Origin of the sequence: Phocoenobacter uteri (genome assembly GCF_900454895.1) — a bacterium.
Taxonomy (GTDB): domain Bacteria; phylum Pseudomonadota; class Gammaproteobacteria; order Enterobacterales; family Pasteurellaceae; genus Phocoenobacter; species Phocoenobacter uteri.
Window position 1 is genome coordinate 551,346 of sequence record NZ_UGTA01000001.1, and the last position, 26,880, is coordinate 578,225.

Here is a 26,880-nt window from a genome sequence, read left to right on the forward strand (position 1 = left end):
ATTTTAAAAATAAAATAGATTCTAAAAAGGAATAGTGATGAATAGGCGAGATTTACTCTTAAATGAGATGAATATTACCCAATGGGTACTCACAAAACCGCAAGTTTTAAAGGGCGATGCCCAAATTAGGTTGTCCGCAGAGGTGAAATTAGTCGTGATTTGTGAGAGCGATCATCAAAATAGCAGACTGTTTCAAGATATTTTACAAAGTTTACACCTATCAAAACAGCAATATCAATGGGTGGATTTTCAACAATCGTTACGTTTGAATTTTGATCATCAACCGATTTTATGGATGATACAGCCAGAAAAACAAGCGGTCATTTTAACTGAAAAATTTGCAGATTTAGTCGCTTGGAAAAATAATAGTTGGCAAGATCTTGCTATTTCAATCAACAAACGCCAATTTTGGCAACAGATAGAACCATTTTGTGAACCAAAAGAGAGATTATGATAACCCCAATTCAAGAAACCGATTTTGACATTTTATTTGAAATCGAACAAAACGCCCATCTTGTCCCTTGGTCAAAAGGTACGTTACTGAATAATCAAGGCGAACGCTATCTAAACTTAAAATTGACCGAGCAGAATCAGATTGTCGGTTTTGCGATTTGCCATAAAACCTTAGATGAAGCGACGTTGTTTAATATCGCCATCGATCCAAAATTTCAAGGAAAAGGCTATGGCAAACAGTTGCTTTGTGAGTTAATTTCACAATTAAAACAACAAGATATTATCACGCTATGGTTAGAAGTAAGAGAAAGTAATCAAAATGCAATCCGCTTATACCAAAGCTTAGATTTTGTCGAAGTGGATATTCGTAAAAATTATTATCCCACCCCTGACGGCGGCAAAGAAAATGCGGTAGTAATGGCGTTGTATTTATAGTTTTGTAACAACGATGGAAATGATAAAAATGAAATATAAAAATACACTATTCGGATTATTACTTGTCGGCATAATCACCGTTATTTCTAGTGTGTTAGAAAAAACTACTTTTTTCACTCAAATCCACTTTTCAGCCTTAACCCTTGCGATTGTGATCGGGATTGCGATGGGCAATACGTTTTTTTCAAAAATTGAATCCTACACCAATCAAGGCGTGATCTTATCCAAAGGGACATTGTTGCGAGCGGGGATTGTATTGTATGGCTTTAAAATTACCTTAACGGATATCAATTCTGTCGGCATAAATGCGATCACAAGTGATGCGATTATGTTGATTAGCACCTTTTTCATCACGTTATGGTTGGGGGTGTATCTACTAAAAATGGATAAACAAATTGTACAACTTACCGCAACGGGTTGTAGTATTTGTGGGGCAGCAGCGATAATGGCAGCGGAGCCTGTGGTGAAAGCAGAATCCCATAAGGTTGCTGTGGCGATTGCCGTGATTGTGATTTTTGGCACAATCAGTATGTTTTTATATCCGATAATGTACCCTTATTTGGCGGAATATTTATCTCAACACCAATTTGGGATTTATATCGGCTCTTCGGTTCACGAAGTGGCTCAAGTTTATGCAGCGGGTGGAAATATCAGTGCAACGGTCGCAGATAATGCCGTGATTACTAAAATGATCCGCGTGATGATGCTAGCCCCATTCTTATTTGGTTTATCTTATTTTTTAAACAAAGAAAACCGTCAAAATAAAATTATGATCCCGTGGTTTGCGGTCTATTTTATCGGTGTGGCACTGTTTAATTCATTGGAATTACTTCCGCAATCGCTAGTTGAACTATTGATTACACTGGATAATATTTTACTGATGATGGCAATGTCGGCACTAGGTTTAACAACCCGCATTGAATCCGTAAAACAAGCTGGCGTGAAGCCCTTTATTTTAGGCACACTCGTTTTAGTCTGGCTTGTTGTTGGCGGGTTTATCGTAAACCTAGCAATACAAACCATATTATAAGCGGTCATTTTTTTCTGAGATTTTGCAAAAACGCCCTCAAATGTGATAGTTGAAGGCGTTTTTATTTTTAGGTTGATGGACGTAACCCACCATCATTTACTGATATAGCATTTTTATTTTGGAAATATTCGCTTTGGCTGATTTATCGTAAACCTAGCAATGCAAATCATATTATAAGCGGTCATTTCTTTCTAAGATTTTGCAAAAAACCACCCTCAAATGAGATTGTTGAGGGCGGTTTTATTTTTGAGGTTTATAAGACGTAATTCATCATAATTTACAGGTGTGAAATTTCTCACTATTTTGGAAATGTTTGTTTGATTTGACTTATTGTTGGCGGATTTATCGTAAACCTAGCAATACAAACCATATTATAAGCGGTCATTTTTTTCTAAGATTTTGCAAAAAATCGCCCTCAAATATGATGTTGAGGGCGATGTTATTTTTGAAATTGATAGGATCACTCTACCATAATTTATAGTTTACTGATGCACCGACAGTGGTGTGAGAGGTTGAATCGACGGCAAGAGAACCTTTCACAATCCATTTACTGTTATCCGATGACGCTGAAACGCCGACGGCTAATGCGGTTTCTCCACGATGTGAAGCCACGCCAGCACTAATTATACCTTCGCCACTTTTCATCGGATGGGCGAGCATTGCCATTGCCGCACTGCCTGCGATCCCCGCTCGGGCATTTTTATCCACTTTATCGATCGTTTGATAGATCTTTTGATTGCTTGAGAGTAATTGTCCGTAGTTTACAGCATCAGAATGCTGGGTGGCATTGGCAACGTGAGTAATTTTTTTATTGCCCGCGTTGATCCCTTTACGCTCAATCGCGACATCACCTACCGCAATCTTATCAAAAGATGCATCGGATTTTGTAGAAATAACATGATCTTTTATCTCAATGTTTTTGCCTGCAAAATAGGCTTGCCCATCACCCACAGCTTTCAGTTTTCCATCGATGACTTTAATGGTTTCACCATCAACATTTACGGAAATTTTATAATCTTTGCCATTCGTGCCATCCGTTGCTTTTATAGTAACGCCGTCGCCTTTTGATACCGTTTCAACGGATTTTTGTTTAAAAGCTCGCACTGTTTCATCAGAGAGTTTGGCTTCTGTGATGGATTTATTGGCAAGGCTCAGGGTAACATCACCATTGGCTAGATTTCCATTATTGGTGATATTGATTCCGTCGCCTTTAATAGAATGTAATGCGGTTTTATCCAATTTAGCTGAGAGTTTTTCTGTTAACTGTCCTAAATTTACGGCATCATCATTATTTGTCGCATTTGCAACGTGAGAGATTTTTTTATTGCCGGCATTGATTCCGTTGCGTTCAATAGCGACATCACCCACTGCAACTTTATCAAAAGAGACTTCTGATTTTGTGGAAACTACGTGATTTTTAATTTCAATATTTTGTCCTGCTGTATAAGCCTGTCCATCACCAATGGCTTTTAATTTACCATTGATGACTTTAATGGTTTCATCATCAACGTTAACGGAAATTTTATAATCTTTGCCATTTGTACCATCCGTTGCTTTTATAGTAACGCCATCGCCTTTTGACACTGTTTCAACGGATTTTTGTTTAAAAGCTCGCACTGTTTCATCAGAGAGTTTGGCTTCAGTGATGGATTTATCGGCGAGTTTTTCTGTTGTCACCGAATTATTTGCGAGTTTTGCGGTGGTAACGGCGTTGTCTGCTAAGCCAAGTGTGACATCACCATCGGTGAGATTGCCATTTCCGCTTACGGTGATGCCATTGCCTCTAATATTTTGGATTGCACTTTTATCTAGTTTGTTTTGAGCATTGGCTAAGGCTTGTTGCGTAGCCTCATCCAGAGAAACCGTAAATTCTTTGCCTTTGCCCGAAACTGTTTTTGAGGTAACTTTGATACCTTTGCCACTTTTTACTTCTTCTTTGGCGGCTTCGATGGCATTAAACACATCACCACCTTTTACCGCTTTTGTATCGCCTTGTTGTACTGAGCCAAAATCAATCGCGACTTTATAAGGATCGGCTTGCGTACCCGTACCTGAAACCGTTGTGCCTGTGCCATTGGTTAATATTGTTTTTTCAATTGGTGTGTTGGTTGCGGCTTTTTCCATTGCAAGTTTAAGCTGGGCAACGTTTACTGCATCGGAATCTCTTGTTCCTGCTGCTACGCCTGTGATTTGGCGTGTGACGCCCATTGGTGCATTCCCAATAGCAAGTGCCCCTCGCGTGGATTGCCAAGCAGCTTCTTCTTCGGTGCTATTTGTGGTTCTATTTTGATGTGCTTGATCGTAGCCATAGCCTTTTATATTTTTATCTACGGTGGTTCTTGAATCAGCTCCTAAGGCGATCCCTCCGTCGATACTCGCAACAGAGTCAAAACCGATGGCTAAGGTTTCGTGTCCTGTAGCTTGTGAAAAATAACCAATAGCAACGGCTTCTTCTTGTTTTTCTGCTTTATCCGTATGTTTTTTACCTGCCACTGTGCCAGCACCAATGGCGATACTGCCTCGCGTTAATGCCGTTCCTCCTTTTTCAAATTCAGAATGGCGTTCTGCTTTTTGGGGAATGGCGGCTCGAGGTCTGGTTTCGTAGCGATACCAAGAGTCTTGTATAGTATCTTTATTCGCCCATCCTCCCATTGCTAAAGCCCCCTGCCCTTGCGCTGATGATGAATAGCCAATTGCAACCGCATCATTATTTGTTGCACTATTTTGATAGCCTAACGCGGTAGAACGCACAACATCATCATCATATTCAGAAATATGATTATAAGCACCAAGTGATACGTTATATCCGCCATATACTGTTCCTGATTTTATTGCACTTCCTCCACCAAGATCAATTTTTTGAGAATCTATTTTCCGTTTATCTGTCATTTGAAGAGGAGATTCTCTGGACTCTTTCTGAATATAGCTAATACTGTTGCTATTCCACTGAACAGTTTGTTTTAGTGCTTCCCATTCTGTTTTCTCTATTTGTACTGGATTTAGCACGGATCCCGTTCCTGCCATTGCGTGATTACTTAACAATAAAGCTGATAGTGGAATATATAAAGGAATATTTTTATACTTAAAAATAACATGTCGATTATTGTTCATAATTTGCCTCCGATTTGAGTGGATTTTAAGCGGCGAAATTATACAATGGTTATTTTTGTTGCAAATATACACAAAGCAAGTTTCTTTTTTGATCTCTTTTAGAGGCGGTTTAATAAAGTTTAGTCTTTTATATGGTTTTGTGTCATAATATTGTTCTTTTTTTAAACTATATCTAAAAAATGAAACATAAACTATTATTTGAACAAAATGAAATTTTTTTTAAAAAATTTTCACTTTTTGAAGAAAAAATTAAAAAATTAGCAAAAGTGATGAGAGTTTCACTGAATAATTATCAAATTGACCATTTAGCAATCAGATTGAATCAAAAAGAAACAGCACAATTATGCTTAGTAACATTATTAAAATACGGAAAAGTGATTAGTGATAATATGGTGAATGGGCGTCCAATTTATATCATAAAATTAAATGAGCCGTTGATAATAGCAAATCAAAAAGTAGATGTGATCGAATTGCCTTTTCCAAAAGGAAAAACGTATCCTGTTGAGGGGCTAGAGCATATTGAAATTGTGATGCCTTTTGTTGAAAATGAAACTACGCAACAATGGTGTGAACGAATTCAGACCACTTTTCTATGGCATAAAAATCCTCAATTAAAAGTAAAAGTTAGCGAACCTAAAGTGGATGGTGAGCAATTACCTAATCCATCTATTGCCGTTAGTTTTGTTGATTCAACAGAGAATCATACTTGTATAAAAATCCATCCTTATACACTTGAAAAAGTGATTTCTTAATATTTTAGTATCCTTTTATAAGCGGTTAAATTTAATCGCTTTTTTGCAAATTTTTCTGAAAAAATATGTTAATAATCTTGTAAATTGTAATAATAGGTTTTGGCTATTAGGCATAATAAACTTGAACAAAAAGAAGTCTTTTAGTGCTTTTTTTGAGCAAGCTTGACGGTTTTTAATAATAAATAGGAAATAATTGTTTATTTTTTTATAACAAATTTTAATCTTTTTTGTATAAATGATTAAAATTTGATACACTGTAGAGCTAGTACATGGTCAAGTTTTTGAATTTTGAATTTTGAATTTTGAATTTTGAATTTTAAGGAAAATTTCGACATAAATTCAAAGTAAGTAGTTGATTTAATGTACTTAAAACCGATAATATATTTGCGATTATAATTTGAATCATGTAGAGAATGTGATTATTTTGTGAATGTTTTGAGTAAATAAGATTAGTATGAATATAGCAAATGGTCTTGCTGTATTTTTGAGGAGTAGCACATAAATGAATGTCAAATGTAAAGTATTACTATTAGGTCTAGCAAGCTTAGTTGTGGGATGTAGTAGTTATCAGTATAGAAATATTCAATGTAATTATGAACACCAACCTGTGCAAGAAGAGATAAATCTTGCAGCAGATGCATTATTTAAATTTAATAAATACGCAGAAGATGACTTGTTAGCCAAAGGGAAGGCAACACTTGATGATTTAGCGAATAAGTTAATGACCGGATATACACACGTTAATGCAATCGCGTTAGTCGGTCATACCGATCGTTTAGGTAGTGATGATTATAATTATACGTTAGGGTTAAACCGAGCAGAAACAGTTAAGGCGTATTTACAGTCTCATGGAATTCAAACACAAATTAGTGTAGATAGTGCTGGAGAGAATGAGCCAGTAACCGATGGTTGTTATGGTGTTTCTCCGAAACATAAACTAACGGAATGTTTACAACCAGATCGTCGAGTTATCGTGAAGATAGAAGGCATTAGAAAATTAGCAGATAAAAAATAATGATAGTAAAGCAATGACTTTACACAAGCTACAAGCGTAATCTAGCTTTATCAATTTGAGTGCTTTTAAAAGTGCTTATTTTCGCTAGATTACATTATATTTAAAGATTTTATGGAACAAGAATCATGAAAAATATCCAAGTAATATTACACGACAATAAAGAAGTAACAGAAGTATATAATGTTGTTGATGGTCAACAACTTATTATTCAGAATACTCGTGGTGTTAACTATGAACTGTTTAACGCGTTAAATGGCTCAGCTCCTCAAAATATTATTGCCAAAAGAGATGGGCAAGATTTATTTATTATATTAGATGAAAATGAAGGTTCGGGTAGCCCTGATGAAGTAACAGCGGATGTTGTGATTAAAGGCTACTATGGCGAAGATCGTGGTGAAGAAGGAAATACTGATGCAACCGGTATTTTAGTCGGTTTACACGAGAATGGAAAATATTACGCGTACATCCCAGAAAGTGCTGAGAGTCAAGATGCCGTGAGTATTTTAGAAGACGGTATGGCAGAGCCTCAAGCAATTGGTGGTGAAGAGATCTCTTGTGGTTTCTTTATTCCTTGGTGGGCTTTTGCAGGGCTTTTAGCATTAGCAATTGGCGGTGCGATTTATTATAACAGAGATAAAGATGATTCTGAGCCATCAACACCAGTATCAAAACCAACAGTGACGGTTGAAGATGCGAAAGTTGTTGAAGGTAATAAATTAGTTCATAAAGTTACATTGTCGAAAACAAGTACTGAATCTGAACAGTATTCATTTAATTTGGAAGGCGGTACAGCGGTAGAAAATAAAGATTTTAAAAATCTACCAGAATTTACTAACGGTGTGACCTATGATCCTGACACTGGCACAATTACTGTTCCACAAGGTGTGACGAGTTTTGAAGTAAGTTATCCAACAAAGGATGACCGAATTTATGAAAAATCAGAAACTACAAAATTAACCATTGGTGGCGATACCGGAACAGGTACGATCACAGATGAAGACCAAAAAAATAATATTGATGATAATCCGAACAATCCAGATAATCCAAAAGATAAACAAGACGGTGACAAACCTGTTGTAAGTATTACAGCAGAACCATCAGAGGCTGTTGAAGGCTCAGAAGATAAAATTATCTTTAAAGTGTCACAAAATAATGAAAGTAACTTTGATACAACAGTTACAGCGAAGCTTGTGTTAGGTGATATTGAAATTGAAGATATTCAGACAATCACATTTACAGATGGTAATGGGACGGTTAAGACTATTAGCTTAGAAGATGCTATTGCTGGTATTCCTGTCACTATCCCTGCTGGTTCTAAAATATTACCAACTTTTGAAATTACGCCGAAAGATGACTCAATTTACGAGAAATCAGAAAGTTTCAGTATGACATTATCTGATCCGAAAAATGCAAGTTTAGGTAAAGAAACTGATACAGCAACGATTAAAGACGAAGATCAAAAAGATAATACAGCTGATAATCCTAAGAACCAAGACGATCCTGCCGATAAACAGGATGGTGATAAGCCTGTTGTAAGCATTGCTGCAGATCCATCAGAAGCGGTTGAAGGCTCAGAAGATAAAATTATCTTTAAAGTGTCACAAAATAATGAAAGTACTGTTGATACAACAGTTACAGCGAAGCTTGTGTTAGGTGATATTGAAGCTGATGATATTAAAACCATCACATTTACAGACGGTGATGGAACAATTAAAACCATTAGCGTTGAAGATGCTATTGCGGGTGTTCCTGTCACTATTCCTGCTGGTTCTAAAACATCACCAACTTTTGAAATTACGCCGAAAGATGACTCAATTTACGAGAAATCTGAAAGTTTCAGTATGACATTGTCTGATCCGAAAAATGCAAGTTTAGGTAAAGAAACCGATACAGCAACGATTAAGGATGAAGATCAAAAAGATAATACAGCGGATAACCCAGAGAACACAGATGATTCAACCGATCCAGTTGATGGTGATAAACCAGTAATTAGTCTTAAAGCAACAGATAAAACCGCTGTGGAAGGAAAAGCCGATGACACTATTAAATTTGAAGTGCAATTAAAAGGCGATACGAAGTTTGAGACAAAAGCAACAGTTAAATTAGATTTAGGTGATCTGAAAGAAACTGATATTCAAACTATCAAGTTTGTAGATGGTAACGGTGATATCAAAGAAGTTAGTGTAAAAGATGCGATTAAAGGCATTGAAGTAACTATTCCAGCAGGTTCTAAAACTGTTCCAAGTTTTGAAATCACGCCAAAAGATGATGCAATTTACGAGAAATCAGAAAGTTTCACTATAACATTATCTGATCCAAAAAATGCAAGTTTAGGGAAGAAAGTAGATACAGCGACGATTCAAGACGAAGATCAAAAGGACAACGTTGATGATAATCCTAAGAATCAAGAAGATCCAAAAGATCCGCTTGATGGAGATAAACCAAGTTTAACTGTTGGAGATGCAACGGCAATTGAAGGAAAACCTTTAGTTCATCATGTTAAAGTAAATGGTGATAGTGAAACAGATATTACTTATCCATTTAAGTTAAAAGATGGTTCTTCATTAGATGGGACGAATGGTAATGAACCAGCTAAAGTCGGCGAAGACTATACAAATAAACCAACATTCACAAATGGTGTGACATTAAATGCTGATGGCACTATTACTGTGCCTGCAGGCGTGAAAAGTTTTGATGTGACCTATCCAACAATTGATAATAATGAGAATGAGTCTCCAGAAACGACTACACTAACGATTGGGAATTCTTCAGGTATTGGTGAGATTGTCGATAATGATTCATTAACGGTAAATTTGGTTGCAACGGATAATATTGCAATTGAGGGTTCTAAAGAAGCTGATCCATTAGTGGATAATAAATTGGTATTTAAAGTTGTTCAAACGAGAGAAAGTTCAAGTGATACAACTGCGAAAATCAAATTAGATTTAAGTGCTGTTGAAGATGTGGATATAAGTTCTATTGTTTACACCAATGCTGAAGGTGAGGAAACAATTTATACAGTACAGCAGTTAATTGACGGAGTCGATGTAACAATCCCTGCTAACTCTAATGCTGAACCGACGTTCACCCTTACGGCTAAAAATGACAAAATTTATGAGATTTCTGAAAAATTAACATTAAATATGGCTGATGTTAAGAATGCAGAAACAGGTATAACACATGCTTCGGGTGTGATTAAAGATGAAGCAAATGAAAAAGGTGTACCTGAAGAGGGCGATAGACCAAAAGTTTCTATTGAACCAACAGTACCTAAATCTATTGAAGGTAAAGATAAACCTCTAGAATTCACTGTCTGTCAAGACAGACCAAGTAATTTAGACACAACGGTTAAAGTTAACTTAGGAAAAGACAGCACGATTAAGCCAACGGATATTAAGAAAGTAGAATATACCGATGAAAATGGTAAAGATGTTGTGTTGGAAGATGCAGAGAAAATCAAAGAATTTTTAGAGAATGGCGTAACAGTTAAAATTCCTAAAGGTCAAACAGAAGCTCCAGCGATTAAATTAACGCCAGCAGATGATGAGATTTATGAAAAATCAGAAGATGTCGTACTTGAAATTTCAGCCCCTAAAAATGTAGATTTAGGCGACGATAAAGCGAAAGGCGTGATCAAGGATCAGGCTGATAGTGATGGTATGCTTGAAGAAGGTGATAAACCAACAGTTTCTATTGAAGCCACAGTTAAAGAATCGATTGAAGGTGATAATACCGCATTAGAATATGTGGTTAGTCAAGATAAAGAGAGTAATTTTGATACGACTGTTGAGGTTAATTTAGGAAAAACAAGTGAGATTAAACCAGAAGATATTGCAAAAGTAGAATATACGAATGCAGATGGTAAAAAAGTTGTTTTAGATACGGCGGATAAGATTAAAGCCTTCTTCAAAGATGGTGCAGAAATTAAAATCCCAGCTGGCTCTAAAGAAGCTCCAGCAATCAAATTAACGCCTGATAACGATGATGTTTACGAGAAATCAGAAAAAGCTGTGCTTAAAATTTCTAATCCTAAAAATGCAAATTTAGGTGATGATACTGCACAAGGTGTGATCAAAGATGAAGCAAATACTCAAGGTATTGCAGAAGAAGGCGATAAACCAACGCTTCGTCTTGTTGCAACTGATGATATCGCGGTAGAAGGAAAAGCGGATGATACGATCAAATTTGAAGTTCAGTTAGAGGGTAAAACAGACCTTGAAGCAACTGCAACAGTAAAATTGAATTTAGATCAAATCAAGGCTAAAGATATTGAAACGATCTTGTTTACAGATGGTGATGGTAAAACGAAAGAAGTAACCGTTGATGAAGCAATTGAGGGGATTTCTGTCACAATTCCAGCTGGCTCTAAAACTGTACCAAGTTTTGTGATTACACCAAATGATGATGCAATTTATGAAAAATCAGAAGAATTTGGTATGACATTATCAGATGTTAACAATGCAAATCTTGCTCAAGATAAAGATTCTGCAACGATCAAAGATGAAGATCAAAAAGATAATAATGGAGATAATCCAAAGAATCCAGAAGACTCTACTGATCCATTAGATGGCGATAAACCGACCTTAACTGTTGGTGATGCGGAAGCAGAAGAAGGTGATAATTTAGTTCATACTGTGACAGTAAATGGTGACAGTGAAACGGATATTACTTATCCATTTAAGTTAGCAGATGGTTCAGCGAAAGAGGGAAAAGATTATGAAAATAAACCTACCTTCTCTGACGGAGTGAAATTAAATGCCGATGGCACGATTACCGTACCTGCTGGTGTGAAAGAGTTTACTGTTACTTATCCAACGGTGGAGGATAAAGAGAATGAACCTGATCAAACAACAAAATTAACTATTGGTGGTTCAGAAGGAACAGGTAATATCATTGATGATGATGCCTTGAAAATAAACCTAAAAGCAACAGATCCAAAAGCAATTGAAGGTTCTACAAGCAAAGATCCAGCGGCAGATAACAAATTGGTATTTGAAGTTAGTCAAACAACGACAAGTTCAACGGATACAACAGCAAAAATCAAATTAAATTTAGGTACTGTAGAGAAAGATGATATTGCATCGATCACTTATACAGATACTGCTGGGAAAACCACAATTTATACTGTTGATCAATTAGTGAATGGTGTTGAAGTAACGATTCCAGCAGGATCAGATAAGAAACCAACGTTTACATTTGTTGCAGAAAATGACACCGCTTATGAGGTTTCAGAAAAATTAACGTTGAATATGTCTGAGGTTGTTAATGCTAAAGTTGGTATTGATGAAGCTGTTGGTGTGATCGAAGATGAGTCAAATACAGCTGGTGTGCCAAAACAAGGTGACAAACCAACTGTTTCTATTAAGGCCATAGTTCCAGAAGCAACGGAAGGTAAAGATACACCATTAGAATATATTATCAGCCAAGATAATCTGAGCGAAACAGATACAACAGTAAATGTGAAGTTAGCTTCAAACAGTATTGCTAAGCCAGAAGATATTAAGCAAGTAGAATATACGAATGCGAATGGCGATAAAGTTGTATTGACAGAGCCTGAGCAAATTAAAAACTTCTTAGTAAAAGGAGCGGAAATTAAGATTCCTGCGGGAAGTAAAGAAGCTCCAGCGATCAAGTTAACGCCTAAGAACGATGATATCTATGAGAAATCAGAAGATGCAGTACTTAAAATTTCAGATCCTGAAGGTGCAGACTTAGGTACAGCAACCGCAACCGGTGCAATTAAAGATGAAGCAAATGATAAAGGTGTAGAGACAGAGGGTGATAAACCAACAGTATCTATTAAACCGACAGTTGCTGAATCTATTGAAGGTACAGATAAAGCCTTAGAGTATGTTATTAGTCAAGATAAACTAAGCAATAGTGAAACAACGGTTAAAGTGAAGCTTGATGATGCGAGTACCATTAAACCAAAAGACATTGCGAAAGTAGAATATACTAATGAGAATGGTGAAGAAGTAACCTTAACTAAAGAAGCTGCTATTAAAGAGTTCTTAGAAAATGGGGTGGAAATTAAAATTCCAGCAGGAGAGCAAGTAGCTCCAGCGGTTAAATTAACACCTAAAAATGATAAAGTTTATGAGAAATCAGAAGATGCTGTACTTAGCATTTCTGAACCTCAAGGGGCGGACTTAGGTACACCGACAGCAAAAGGTGTGATCAAAGATGAGCCGAATAAAGAGGGTACGCCAGAAGAAGGTGATAGACCGACAGTTTCTATTGAAGCAACGGTTGCTAAATCTATTGAAGGTAAGGATACAGCATTAGAATATGTTATTAGCCAAGATAGACTAAGCAATGATGATACTACTGTTAAAGTAAATTTAGGAAAAGCTAGCACAATTGAACCAGAAGATCTTGCAAAAGTAGAATATACCGATGCGGCTGGTAAAAATGTGGTGTTAACTGAGCTTAAAGAGATCAAAAATTTCTTGGATAATGGTACAACAGTTAAGATTAAAGCTGGAGAAACAGATGCTCCAACAATTAAATTAACACCGAAAAATGATGAGATCTATGAGAAGTCAGAAGACGCGATCCTTGATATTTCTGAGCCTCAAGGTGCAGATTTAGGCACACCAACAGCAACAGGTGTGATTGAAGATGAACCAAATAAAAAAGGTGAAAAAGAAGAGGGCGATAAACCAACCGTTTCTATTAAAGCAACAGTTGCTAAATCTGTTGAAGGTGATGATACAGCTTTACAATATGAGATTACTCAAGATAAGTTAAGTGAACTGGATAGCACGGTAACTGTTCGATTAGGTAAAGACAGCACGATTGTTCCGAAAGATATTGCAAAAATTGAATATACGGATGTAAACGATCAAGCTGTAGTGTTAGACGATCCAGCTGAGATCAAAAACTTCTTAGAAAATGGTGCAGAAATTAAAATCCCAGCAGGCTCTAAAAAAGCACCTGTGATTAAATTAACACCAGAAGATGATAACACTTATGAGCAATCAGAAGATGTTGTACTTGAGATTATTGATCCTAAGGAGGCTAACTTAGGCATTGAAACAGCAAAAGGTGTGATTGATGATGAAACTAACAAAGACGGTGTTCTAAAAGAAGGTGATAAACCAGTCTTAAACCTTGTTGCAACTGATGGTGTTGCAATTGAGGGAGGAAAATCTGGAGATTTAGCAACAGATAATCAATTAGTCTTTACTGTGAATCAAGTTGGTGATAGTGCGAAAGATACTACAGCGAAAGTGAAACTTGATTTGGGTGACGTTGAAGAATCGGATATTAAATCGATCACTTACACTAATGCTAAAGGTGAAGACAAAACTGTGACGGTTGAAGATCTGAAACAGGGTATTGACGTTGAAGTTCCAGCAGGAACGCCAGTGGATAAAATGCCTAAATTCACCATCGTTGCAGATCAAGATAAAGTTTATGAAGTTAAAGAAACTTTAACAATGAACTTGGATGACGTTGAAAATGCAACTAAAGGCACTGATACGGCAGAAGGTGTTATCAAAGATGACGATAATGCGACAACGACAGATAAAGACGATGCAGATAAACCAGTCGTAAATCTTGTTGTTGAAGATGGCGTTGCGATTGAAGGTGGTTCAGATGGTGATGCAACAACAGATAACAAACTAGTATTTAAAGTTAAGCAAGTTGGTGATAGTGAGAAAAATACCACAGCAAAAGTGAAACTTGATTTAGATGAAATCAAAGACGGTGATATTGAATCAATCACTTATACTAAAGCTAACGGTGATAATGAAACTATTACAGTTGCACAGTTAAAAGCTGGCGTTACTGTTGAAATCCCAGCGGGGACAACAGAAGCTAATATGCCTAAATTTACTATCGTTGCGAAGCAAGATTCAATCTATGAGAAATCAGAAACACTTAATATGAATTTAAGTGAGGTTGAAAATGCAACGAAAGGCACTGATACTGTAAAAGGTGTTATCAAAGATGAGCCGAATGCACAAGGCGAAGCTGAAGAAGGCGATAAGCCAGTTGTAAATATTGTTGCGACAGATCCTACTGCGATTGAAGGTGGTCAAGATGGTAATGTGACCACTGATAACAAACTTGAATTTAAAGTAGAGCAAGTTGGTGAAAGTGAAAAAGATACAACCGCGAAAGTAACACTGAATTTAGGTGATGTTGAAACAGCAGATCTTGAAGAAAATGTGACTTATACGGATGCTAAAGGTAACACTCAAACGGTGACTGTTGAAGAGCTTAAAGCAGGTTTTGATGTTGAAATTCCAGCAGGCACAACAGCAGAAAAAATGCCTAAATTCACTTTTGTTGCAAAACAAGACGATGTTTATGAGAAATCAGAAACATTAACAATGAATTTAAGCGATGTTGAAAATGCAACACCTAAGAAAGTGACGGCAGAAGGGACTATCAAAGATGATGATAATTCTAGTACACCGGAAGAAAATGATGCTGATAAACCAACGCTTTCTATCAATGATGTTACTGTTGCAGAAACAGATGAAGATCAAACTGTTCAATTTACTGTAACGCAGTCAAAAGCAAGTGAATTTGATACAACAGTTGATGTAGCTATTGAAAATGTGAATGCTGATACTGGTGATGTGACCACTGAAATAAGACAAGTCACAATTCCAAAAGGTCAAACTACTGCGACTATTGATGTAACGGTGAAAGGTGATGATAACTGGGAGCCAACAGAAACTTATAAAGTGAAATTGTCTAATCCTGTTAATGCAACTATTGCTGATGGAGAAGGGCTTGGAACGATCACAAATGATGATATTAAAGCTAATAATGATGCAGGAACAGCTGTTGAAGCAGGTGGGTTAAATAATAACGTAGCCGGTAAAGATGCAACAGGTAATGTTCTCAATGGCGGTGGTCAAGATGTAGCAGATGATCCAACAAGTGCACATGCAACAGTAACTGGTATTCGCTTAGGTAGTGATGAAGGTAAAGGTGATGCGGGTACTGTTGGTCAGGCATTAAAAGGTAAATATGGTACATTAACTCTTAATACCGATGGCTCATACACCTATAAAGTTGACGAAACAAACGCAGATGTTCAGAAATTGAATGATGGTGAAACATTAAACGAAAGCTTTAATTACACAATGAGTGACGGTACATTATCTGATGATGCAGTATTATCAATCACTATTGATGGTAAAAATGATGCACCAAATATACTTGAAATCACATCAACACGTGTATCAGAAGAAGGATTGAACGGTGGTATTGCTGATAAATTAAGTTACAATCAGGAAGATGCTGTTGTAGCTAAATCAATCAATGATTACGTAACTGCTCACGTTGTAACAGAAGCTAAAGAAGCCACTGATGCAGCTTCAGAAGCAGCTAAATACAATAAGTTAGCAAGGGAAAATCCAAAAAATACAGAGTATGCTAAAGAAGCAGAGAAATTTGCACTTTTAGCTCAAGAAAAAGCAGAAGCGTTATCAAAAGCAAAAGAGGCTGTATTGCCAGAAGCGAAAGCTCAAGCACCGCAGAATAGCTTTGACCAAACGGATGAAAAAGTGTCAACAGGAACAATTACGTTTACTGATGTTGATAACTTAACGAAGGAAAGCTTTAAAATTGTGCCAAAAAATGTAGATCTAACGGTACAAGGGCAACAGGTTCAATGGAGCTGGGATGAAGCAACAAGCACTTTACAAGGTAAGGTAACTCTTGCTGGAAGCACGCAACCAATTGATGTATTAAAAGTTGAAGTGGGTGATATTAAAGATGCGGATGCAACAGGCAAATTCACAGCTGACTATAAAGTAACCTTACAGCATGCAGTCGATCATGAACATAATTTAGGTAAAAATGGTGATCTTTCTGATGAACAGAATGATGAAGATCTACTTACCTTAAATTTCCAAACAGTGGTTAATGATGGCAAAGCAGATTCATTGGCAAGTAATTTAACTGTGATCATCGAAGATGATCGTCCATTAGTGGCAGAAGGTAAAGAAATAATCTTACTTGAACCATTAACAGCAAATATTCAGCTTGTATTGGATACATCTGGAAGTATGGCTTGGGGAGCAGGTAAAACGGCTGGTGAAGTAACTGGCGATTTTGCGATGTTTGATGTGACTGGTAAAGTAATAGAATTGCCAGAAGATAAAAATGCTGATATTTATACTAAAGGGGTTTATCTTCGTAATGCTAAGGGAGAGGCTGATTTTTCCATAACCGATCCAAGTGGTAATTTGATTACACATTATCAGAATAAATTAGTAAAACTTACCTATGATGAAGATAAAGTGGGGGATGTTGCGACTTATAATCGTGATTTAAGTCGTTTAGAAGTTATGCAAAATGCGATTTTAGATATGCTAGAAGCTTATGAGAATGTAGGAAGTACTTATACCTCTCGATTCCAATTAGTTGATTTTGATCGTAATGGAAAAGAGGTCAATGGTAGTAAATGGGTAACAGCTGAACAAGTACGTGAAGTACTTTATAAGTTAAAAGCTGATGGTGGTACTAACTACGATGATGCACTTATTACAGCAATGGAAGTTTATGATAACGAAGGTCGTATTCCAAATGCGGATATGAATCGTACTTATTTTATGACAGATGGAACGCCAACATATGGTATGACAAATACTCCCAAAAATCTTTCTTATTATACACAGCAGAATGGATATACTTATCGCCATACAGGAGTAGATGCAACTTATCCTACAACAGAAAGTTTAGGAGGTAGTACATTAACCGGAAGCGGTTATCAAACGTCATTAAATTATTTTAAAGATATGGGAATTCAAGCAGGTGAAGAAGCAACTTGGATTAAGTTCTTAACAGATAATAAGATTGAAGCATTTGCTTATGCTATGGGTAATGTCCCAGTTAAATTCTTACATGCGATTTCACATGATGGTGCTTCTGGTGATGTCGATCCTAATGGTGCAGGCAAGAAAGATGGTATTCACGCTGACTTTAAAGATTTATCAAAACAATTAGTTGAATCTATTGAAGCACCAGAATCAAAAGATCGTGATCTCTTAACAGGTGGTAACCTCGCCTTTGATGGTGGTCTAGGGGCTGATGAAGGAGGATTTGCTTCAATTACTGTGGGTGGCGTAACTTATACCTTCAATGAAAAAACTAATACAGTTACAGCAAGTGATGGTTCAAAGGTGGTAGTAAGCTCCAAACCAAGAGAAAATGATCAAAATACTTATGATCAAAATATACATTTACTAACAGTGAAGTCTAAAACAACAGGCGGTATATTTAGCGTGCATCTTAGTGATGGTACTAAACAGGTAACAGCTGAGGATGGAACAGTTTCGGATGTTTTATATACTAAAGGACAATATAGTTATCAAACTGTTGGAACAGTAAGAGGATATAAAGAACCTATTTACTTTAACGTACGCGATAACGATGGCGATATTGTTGCGGCAGAACAGTTACTAGATATTTATCGTTTAAATGCAAGAGAAGACTATATCTTAACGTCACAAGATATTAACAGTATTGAAATTGACATTGATACGTTAATGGCAAATGACACGATTCGTTCAACGACACATTTTGATCAAGCTGAAAGTCCTAAAAAGGGATTGAGTTTCTTGACAGGACATATTGGAATTGGGCTTGATGGTAAAGACAATGTGATGGTTGATACCGATAAAGTGCATATTGAAGTTAAGATGGATGATAAGTCTGATATAGGTACCTTTAACTATGGTATCACTGATGGTAAAGCAACCGATGTGGCTGTTGTAAGTGTACATCACAAAGTGGATGTTTCAAGTAAAGGTTCTAATGGTATCAAAGGGACCAAAGGCGATAACGTAATGATCGGTAACGATGAAGATGAATACTTCTCAGCTTATTCAGGTAATGACGTTATCCAAGGTGGTGGTGGTTCTGACCGACTTTATGGTGGTAGCGGTGATGATATCTTAATCTTTGATTTGGATGATGCTCGTCTTAAAGGTGGTTCAGGAACAGATACGATCAGATTGGATCGCCATGAAGAAAGATTAGATATCTCGAACTTCTTACTTTCTAAAGATGCTGAGGATCTAAATGGTATCGAAATCATTGATTTACTAGATGGAAGAAATAATGTGTTAGATATTTCTTCTGATACAGTGAAGAAAATGACTGACAGCGATAATGAATTATTTATCAATGCAGAGAAAGATGATCGAATTGTCTTAAAGAACTTTGTAGAGAATGATAATTCAGGTCACGCAGGTTATAACTTATATGAGTTAGATGGGGCAAAAGTTTACGTAGATATTGAGAATCATCCAATTATTTACTAAGACATCCATTGTTAACTAAGTTTTATACTTAACCGAATAAAAGACTGAGCTTAGTTTAGGTTCAGTCTTTTTTATTGGTTAAATATCGAAGAAGGGGAAGAAGCGGTCATATTTTTTTCATTTTTTGCAAATTTCAAACAAAAAATTGTAATATTCCTTTTGGTGGATAAATATTATTTTTAGGTAATTCTTCACAGTTTATTTGTACCAATAAATACATTGGATCCCCTTCATTATCTAAAATTGCATTTTTATTTTTAGGAATATAAGGTAATCCGCCTATCTTACTGGTAAAAAGGCTTAGGTTTTCTTCATATTTTAAATGTAGTTTTATATAGTCAGTTAAGCTCTCTTGCTTTATTTCTTGAATAAAACTTTCAAATTGTTTTTTAGCCCTTTGTCGTATTTTTTCTTTATATTTTGATTTTATTTTAAAGATTAAATAGAAGCTCATATTTAGTATAAATAACAGCCCAACAATACTATAAAATAGATCTTCATTGAACATCATCTTATTCCTTCTTGAGCTGATTATTTATTTGCTAATCGTCTTCGTATTGGTAATCTAAAAAATAAAATTGATCACTTATCAAACCAAAGTTCGATTTTCTCTTTATCCATTTCTAATTGTCGATATTTGACCCCCGCACTATCCAACATTTTTTGTGAGGCTTTTTGTGTATCTGTATGGGCATATTTATTAGATAAATAGACTATTTCTTTAATACCGCTTTGGATAATGGCTTTTGTACATTCATTACAAGGAAAAAGCCCTACATAAATCGTACAATCTTTTAAGGATTTAATACTATTTAATATCGCATTTAGTTCCGCGTGGCAGACATAAGGATATTTAGTCTCTAGAAAATCGCCTTCACGTTCCCAAGGGAAATCCTCATCTTTACAGCCAGCAGGAAAACCATTATATCCCACGCCAATAATGCGGTGATCCTGATTTACAATACACGCACCGACTTGCGTATTCGGATCTTTACTTCGCATTGCGGATAAAATCGCAATGCCCATAAAATAGCTATCCCAGTCAATATAATTTTTTCTCATCCTCGTTTCCTATCAATTTAGTCCTAAATTAAGCGTAGAATACCTTTTTAAAAGAATATTTGTAAAGTTTAAAATGAGTTTTGTGGTATCATTAGCACAAAGTTATTTTATTAAACCATTGAGAAATTATGACACACCAAGCACCAATTACATTTGAAGAACTCGATTTATCGCAAGAATTATTAAAAGCGATCAAACAAAAAGGGTACAACACCCCAACCGCAATTCAACAAAATACCATTCCAGTGGCGATGGATGGACGTGATTTATTAGGTTCAGCCCCAACAGGCACAGGAAAAACCGCGGCATTTTTATTGCCTGCGATTCAACATTTGTTGGATTACCCACGCCGTCATTCGGGCCCACCACGTATTTTAATTTTAACGCCAACCCGTGAATTAGCAATGCAAGTGGCGGATCAAGCAAAAGAATTAGCTCAATTTACCCATTTAGATATTGCAACTATCACAGGTGGTGTGGCGTATCAAAATCACGGCGAAGTGTTCAATCACAACCAAGATATCGTCGTGGCAACACCGGGGCGTTTATTGCAATATATCAAAGAAGAAAACTTTGATTGTCGAGCAGTGGAAGTACTGATTTTTGATGAAGCCGACAGAATGTTGCAAATGGGCTACGGACAAGATGCTGAAACCGTTGCCGCTGAAACTCGCTGGCGTAAACATACGTGGTTATTCTCAGCGACCCTTGAAGGCGAATTATTAACAGATTTTGCGGATCGTATTTTGACAGAACCACTACAAATTGACGCAGAGCCAAGCCGTCGTGAACGTAAAAAAATCACACAATGGTATTATCATAGTGATAATTTAGAGCATAAAACTAAACAATTAGCTCGCTTTATTAGTGAAAACAACGTAGAAAAAGGGATCGTTTTTGTGCGTCGTCGTGAAATGACCCGTGAATTAAGTGATATTCTGCGTAAACGTGGGTTACGTTCCACTTATCTTGAAGGCGAAATGGCACAAACCTTACGCACCCAAGCGATTGAACGTTTGAAAACGGGCGTGGTAAATGTGTTAGTGGCAACAGATGTTGCTGCTCGAGGTATCGATATTGATGACGTGGATTTTGTTCTTAATTTTGACTTACCGTACAACGCAGACGCCTATTTACACCGTATTGGACGTACCGCTCGTGCAGGTAAAAAAGGGACAGCCGTTTCATTTGTAGAAGCTCACGATTACAAATTATTAGGTAAAATCAAACGTTATACGGACGAAGTATTAAAAGCTCGTGTGATCGAAGGTTTAGAGCCACGCACCAAAGCACCAAAAGACGGTGAGTCAGCGTCAAAATCTAAAAAAGAAAAAGCAAGGATCAAGAAAAAGAAAGAAGCGAAAAAAGAGCTTTTGAAAAAGAAAAATAAAGCCAAAATTCGCTCAAAAGATACCAAAAATATTGGTAAACGTAGAAAGCCGAAAAGTGAGAATGTAGAAAAATAATTTTTAAATTCTCCTCGTAGAAACAGGGCATCCCCTGTTTTCTATCAGGTTACACTATTCATAAAAAATATAAGCGGTCAGATTTTTTGTTATTTTTGCAATTTGCAAATTTTGGTAAAAATATGACCGCTTTGCGATCTTTAAAATTAGGTATTTATTAAGGAATGCGTTGATCTTACATTTTTGATGATTGTTAAAAATAACCGTAGAAACAGGGTATATCCTGTTTTCTATGTTGTTTCACTATTCATAAAAAAATATAAGCGGTCAGATTTTTTGTTATTTTTGCAATTTGCAAATTTTGGTAAAAATATGACTGCTTTGCGATCTTTAAAATTAGGTATTTATCAAGGAATGCGTTGATCTTACATTTTTGATGATTGTTAAAAATAACCGTAGAAACAGGGTATATCCTGTTTTCTATGTTGTTTCACTATTCATAAAAAAATATAAGCGGTCAGATTTTTGATTATTTTTGTAATTTGCAAATTTTGATAAAAATATGACCGCTTTTATTATTTTGAAATTTGGTTATTAAATAGTAGGGGAGGATTGAATGAGCAACGCGAATGGAATATCCTCCCGTTGCTCGATATAGAATTTATAATTTGCAAAAATTTTGTTCTGTGTGTTTGGGAGCATATACGCAAACAATGTTTGCTAATGCTCCCCTACAACCATCATATAGATTTACTTAATTATAAAGACCAATACTCAGGATAATCACACCCTGCTACTTTATCTTTATTTTTAAAGATTTTCGCACGGATTTCGTGTTCACGGGCGATCACATCTTGTTTGGTCTTACCCGTAATCCACATCTGTTGTAACATTACGCCCGCTGCGGTCATATCTTCTGCGGTTAGCACATCATCTTTTTGACGAGTGTGACGAATTAGCACACCTTCTTGCTCTAATTGTGCAACATAGTCGTAATCTAAAATATCACTCACATTACCCATTTCATTTGAGGTAATTAACACGATTAACGTATAAAGGAAGTCGCCACCTTGACGCCATTTTGTCCAAGGGGTTTCATCAGACACTTTTTTACCTGTCGCAGCCAGTTTCAAGTTATCTTCATAAAGTGAATCGCCAAATGAATATAAGTAGTTATAGTGGTAGCTGTGTGCTGCACGAGGATTGATTTCTGTTAAGGCAATTGTGCCGTCTGGCATAATCCAGAACTCAAGGTTGAAGAATTGTCCTTTATAGCCAAGATCCGCAAAGCGTCCCATATAATCATCAACCCACGCTTCAATTTTGTTTGCCATATCAGAATCAATGCTGATCGGTGGTGTAACATAACCTAATGCTTGGTGATTTGAAAAATAGACTTCTTCAGTTAACGCATAATGAACGATTTCACCTTCTGCGGTGATATAACCTTCGTAGCAATATTCAATCGCCACGTTCATATCAACCATATGCTCTGCGATAAATGGTGGGATCACCGGTGGTAATTCACTTTCAGGAATACCTTTCATATATTCTTTATTTTGATAAGCGATTAGCTCTTGTAATTTTGTATCTTCACGGTAGCTTTTTAAAACGGCACGTAAATCATCTTCATTCTTGATTTTGAAAATACCACGACCTAATGAAAGGGAGGTGTTTTTCAACATAAATGGCCATTCTGCAATTTTTGCGATGATTTCTTCATCGGTTTCCGCTAATGGATCAACATAATCAAACCAGAATGGATTTGCTTCAAGAGTACGCATTAAATATTTGTTCATACAATATAAAAATGCAAGACGAGAAGGCACTGGATTGCCTAAACGTTCGTTGATTAAAATATGATGAAACGCATCTTTTTGTGCAAAACCAGCGACAGCAGTAATATTTTTATCTCGACATTCTTGTGCAATTGCTTCCATTTCTTCATCTTTCCAAGTGGTTGGATTTAGCTCGTGTACCACAAGGTGTTTATTCATTTCATCGATTGCCTGTTTCATATAAGGTTGTGGACCTAAAAATCCAATATGAGGTTTAGACATAAGATACTCCTTCGTATTGTTAAAAAAATTTTAAATTCGTTAAAAGATCTTAGCAAATTATGAGGTGAATAGCAGATTAGATGTCTATTTATGTGAACAAGATCAAATTTTATTCCATAAAAAAGAGCGTTTACCCTTAAGATAAACACCCTTTTTTGAATCATTTCGAGTCTTTTAATGATTACATTGTGCCTAATGTTGCAAAGATCATATCTAATAGCCCTGTAATTTTAAGTACTAAAATTGCAGTTAATACCCATACCACTGCATTTATTTCTTTAAATTTACCCGTTAAAATTTGTAAAGCGGTGTAAGAAATAAAGCCAATTGTGATACCGTCTGCGATAGAGTAGGTAAGTGGTGTGGTGATAGTACATACAACGGCAGGTGCAAATTCGCGAATGTCTTTCCAGTTAAGATCCGTTAATGATTCAAGCATTAGCACTGAAACATATAAAATGGCTCCCGCTGTTGCATAAGCTGGAATCATTCCTGCTAACGGAGCAAAGAATAAACTTAATAAGAAAAGTGCACCGACCACGACAGCGACTAAACCTGTACGACCGCCTGCAACTACACCGGCAGTACTTTCAATATAACTGGTTGTTGATGATGTACCATATAATGAACCGGTGATGGTTGCGGTTGCATCTGCTAATAAGGCTTTATCTAAATTTTTGATTTCACCTTCTTCGTCCATCAATTTAGATTGTTTTGCAACGGCAATGAGCGTGCCACTCGTATCAAATAAATCAACGAATAAGAAAGCAAAAATAACACTCACCATACCAATATTAAATGCCCCTGCAATATCAAGTTGCATTAAGGTTGGTGTGATTGAAGGTGGCATAGAAACAAAGCCAGAATATTGTGTGTATCCTGCGAGCAAACTAATAATCGCAATAGATAGCACCCCGATAGTAACCGCTCCTGTGATGCGGAAATGGCTTAATGCGGTAATCAGTAAAAAGCCGAGTAGTGCCATTGATGATGAGAACGTAAATTTGCCAAGTCCGACAAGCACCGCTGGGTTATCGACGATAATGCCCGAATTTTGCATTGCAATAAACGCAAGGAAAGCCCCGATACCTGCCACAATCCCTTGTTTTAATCCTTTTGGAATCGCATTGATAATCCATTTGCGAACTTTAAAAATACCTAATAATAAGAACACACAGCCAGAAAGGAAGACTGCACCTAAGGCGATTTGCCAAGTGTATCCCATACCGAGAACCACGCTATAAGTAAAGAACGCGTTTAATCCCATACCTGGTGCGAGAGCGACAGGTAATTTTGCCACAAAGCCCATAATGAAACAGCCTGTTGCCGCAGCTAGGCAGGTCGCAACAAACACCGCCCCTTTATCCATTCCTGTGGTGGATAAAATGTTCGGGTTCACAAAAATGATATACGCCATCGTTAAAAAAGTGGTTAATCCAGCGATTACTTCTTTTTTAATCGTGGTGTTTTGACCATCAATACCAAAATAGGATTTAATAAAATTCATCGTGTTTTTCCTTTTTAAGTGAAAGATTAAGTGAAGACAGAGCGGATCTTATACTACTTTTTTTATTAAGGCAATCGTTTGCGTAATCGTTTGCTTAAAAATTTGTAGTTATTTTAATCTGCTAAAAATAGTCATATATAATTTGGTGATTTTTGTTATAATACGAGGCTATTAAAGAAATTATTAAAGGTAAAAATTTATATGACACCTGTTATTGCGCTCGTTGGGCGTCCAAATGTGGGAAAATCCACGCTTTTTAATCGCTTAACGCGTACTCGTGATGCACTTGTTGCAGACTTTCCAGGTTTAACTCGAGATCGTAAATACGGTCAAGCTCATATCAACGGACACGATTTTATCGTGATTGATACCGGCGGTATTGACGGTACGGAAGAGGGCGTTGAAGAAAAAATGGCAGAACAATCGTTACAAGCGATTGAAGAAGCCGATATCGTCTTTTTTATGGTGGATGCAAGAGCGGGCTTAGTACCAGCGGATTTGGGGATCGCTCAATATTTGCGTACCCGTGAAAAAACCACTGTTGTGGTCGCAAATAAAGTGGATGGCATTGATGCAAATTCACATTGTGCAGAATTTTATCAACTTGGCTTAGGTGAAATTGAACAAATTGCCGCATCACAAGGGCGTGGCGTAAACCAACTTATCGAGCAAGTATTGATTCCTTTGGCGGAAAAGGTAGAACAAGCTGTTGAATCGGAGGAAGTAGAAACGGAAGAGGTTGATGAGTGGGAAAGTGATTTTGATTTCAATAATGAAGAAGATAGAGCATTATTAGATGAAGCTTTAAATGAAGAGCAAGAAGAAGATCAAAATATCAAGATTGCGATTGTCGGTCGTCCAAATGTCGGAAAATCAACCTTAACCAACCGAATTTTAGGCGAAGATCGTGTGGTGGTTTACGATTTACCGGGTACAACGCGTGACAGCATTTATATCCCAATGGAACGTGATGATCAGCATTATACGATTATTGACACCGCTGGTGTGCGTAAGCGTGGTAAGGTAAATTTAGCCGTTGAAAAATTCTCGGTAATCAAAACCTTAAAAGCGATTCAAGACGCAAACGTGGTGTTATTAACCATTGATGCTCGTGAAGGGATTTCAGATCAAGATTTATCATTGTTAGGCTTTATTTTAAATGCGGGTCGTTCACTTGTGATTGTGGTGAATAAATGGGACGGAATGACTCACGATGATAAAGAATTTGTAAAATCAGAATTAGATCGCCGTTTGAATTTTATTGATTTTGCTCGTGTTCATTTTATCTCAGCATTGCACGGTAGTGGTGTGGGTAACTTGTTTGACTCAATCAAAGAGGCTTACGGCTGTGCAACACAAAAAATGACAACTTCGATGCTTACTCGAGTATTAAAGATTGCCGTTGATGATCATCAGCCACCATTAGTGAATGGTCGCCGAGTGAAATTAAAATATGCTCATCCAGGTGGTTATAATCCGCCGATTATTGTGGTGCATGGTAATCAGCTAGAAAAATTAGCCGATTCTTACAAACGTTATTTATCAAACTATTTCCGTAAAAGCTTGAAAATTATCGGTACGCCAATTCGCATTCAATTCCAAGAAGGCGACAACCCATTTGCGGGCAAACGTAATAAATTGACACCAAATCAATTAAGAAAACGTAAACGTTTGATGAAATTTATTAAGAAAAGTAAAAAATAATTAGTCAAAAGTAAGAGGTAAGCGGTCATAAAATTGTAAATTTTTACAAAAA

The 26,880-nt window shown here is 36.6% G+C and carries 13 protein-coding genes; 8 read left to right on the plus strand and 5 right to left on the minus strand.

Annotation, left to right across the window (positions count from 1 at the left end):
- Positions 1-37: 37 nt before the first annotated feature.
- From DYE60_RS02420 to DYE60_RS02430, 3 genes are read left to right on the plus strand one after another with little or no spacing between them, the layout of a single operon-like run.
- Positions 38-454, plus strand: a complete 417-nt coding sequence (locus DYE60_RS02420) for a DNA polymerase III subunit psi (protein ID WP_115315047.1) — start codon at positions 38-40, stop codon at positions 452-454.
- Complete coding sequence (rimI, locus tag DYE60_RS02425; RefSeq protein WP_115315048.1) at positions 451-888, plus strand: ribosomal protein S18-alanine N-acetyltransferase; 438 nt, start codon at positions 451-453, stop codon at positions 886-888. The genes DYE60_RS02420 and rimI overlap by 4 nt, the downstream gene beginning before the upstream one ends.
- Positions 889-916: 28 nt before the next feature.
- A complete protein-coding gene (locus DYE60_RS02430) occupies positions 917-1,918 on the plus strand; it encodes a YeiH family putative sulfate export transporter (protein WP_115315049.1) in 1,002 nt (333 codons plus the stop codon).
- A gap of 465 nt (positions 1,919-2,383) precedes the next feature.
- On the opposite strand, the gene DYE60_RS02435 is transcribed toward DYE60_RS02430, so the two are convergent.
- Positions 2,384-5,029 (minus strand): YadA-like family protein, encoded by a 2,646-nt coding sequence (locus tag DYE60_RS02435; protein WP_115315050.1) that lies wholly within the window; start codon positions 5,027-5,029, stop codon positions 2,384-2,386.
- 179 nt (positions 5,030-5,208) lie between these two features.
- Between DYE60_RS02435 and DYE60_RS02440 the strand changes: the two genes are divergently transcribed.
- From DYE60_RS02440 to DYE60_RS02450, 3 genes are all read left to right on the plus strand, one after another.
- Complete coding sequence (locus tag DYE60_RS02440; RefSeq protein WP_115315051.1) at positions 5,209-5,781, plus strand: VOC family protein; 573 nt, start codon at positions 5,209-5,211, stop codon at positions 5,779-5,781.
- A 502-nt stretch (positions 5,782-6,283) separates the two neighbouring features.
- Complete coding sequence (locus tag DYE60_RS02445; protein WP_115315052.1) at positions 6,284-6,796, plus strand: OmpA family protein; 513 nt, start codon at positions 6,284-6,286, stop codon at positions 6,794-6,796.
- A 125-nt stretch (positions 6,797-6,921) separates the two neighbouring features.
- A complete protein-coding gene (locus tag DYE60_RS02450; protein WP_115315053.1) occupies positions 6,922-19,089 on the plus strand; it encodes a VCBS domain-containing protein in 12,168 nt (4,055 codons plus the stop codon).
- 133 nt (positions 19,090-19,222) lie between these two features.
- Here DYE60_RS02450 and DYE60_RS02455 read toward each other — a convergent pair whose 3' ends face one another.
- Positions 19,223-19,600, minus strand: a complete 378-nt coding sequence (locus tag DYE60_RS02455; protein WP_115315054.1) for a DUF1963 domain-containing protein — start codon at positions 19,598-19,600, stop codon at positions 19,223-19,225.
- A gap of 71 nt (positions 19,601-19,671) precedes the next feature.
- On the minus strand, positions 19,672-20,151 hold the full coding sequence (locus tag DYE60_RS02460) for a deoxycytidylate deaminase (RefSeq protein WP_115315055.1): 480 nt from the start codon (positions 20,149-20,151) through the stop codon (positions 19,672-19,674).
- A gap of 128 nt (positions 20,152-20,279) precedes the next feature.
- Here DYE60_RS02460 and srmB point away from each other — a divergent pair, with 128 nt between their 5' ends.
- The gene (gene srmB, locus DYE60_RS02465) at positions 20,280-21,617 is read left to right on the plus strand and encodes an ATP-dependent RNA helicase SrmB (protein WP_115315056.1); all 1,338 of its coding nucleotides are present in this window, start codon (positions 20,280-20,282) and stop codon (positions 21,615-21,617) included.
- A gap of 698 nt (positions 21,618-22,315) precedes the next feature.
- Here srmB and DYE60_RS02470 read toward each other — a convergent pair.
- Together DYE60_RS02470 and DYE60_RS02475 are read right to left on the minus strand one after the other, a co-directional pair.
- Positions 22,316-23,617 (minus strand): ATP-grasp domain-containing protein, encoded by a 1,302-nt coding sequence (locus DYE60_RS02470; RefSeq protein ID WP_115315057.1) that lies wholly within the window; start codon positions 23,615-23,617, stop codon positions 22,316-22,318.
- 181 nt (positions 23,618-23,798) lie between these two features.
- A complete protein-coding gene (locus DYE60_RS02475; protein WP_115315058.1) occupies positions 23,799-25,124 on the minus strand; it encodes an NCS2 family permease in 1,326 nt (441 codons plus the stop codon).
- A 201-nt stretch (positions 25,125-25,325) separates the two neighbouring features.
- Between DYE60_RS02475 and der the strand changes: the two genes are divergently transcribed.
- Positions 25,326-26,828, plus strand: a complete 1,503-nt coding sequence (gene der, locus DYE60_RS02480) for a ribosome biogenesis GTPase Der (protein WP_115315059.1) — start codon at positions 25,326-25,328, stop codon at positions 26,826-26,828.
- The last annotated feature ends 52 nt before the right edge of the window (positions 26,829-26,880 follow it).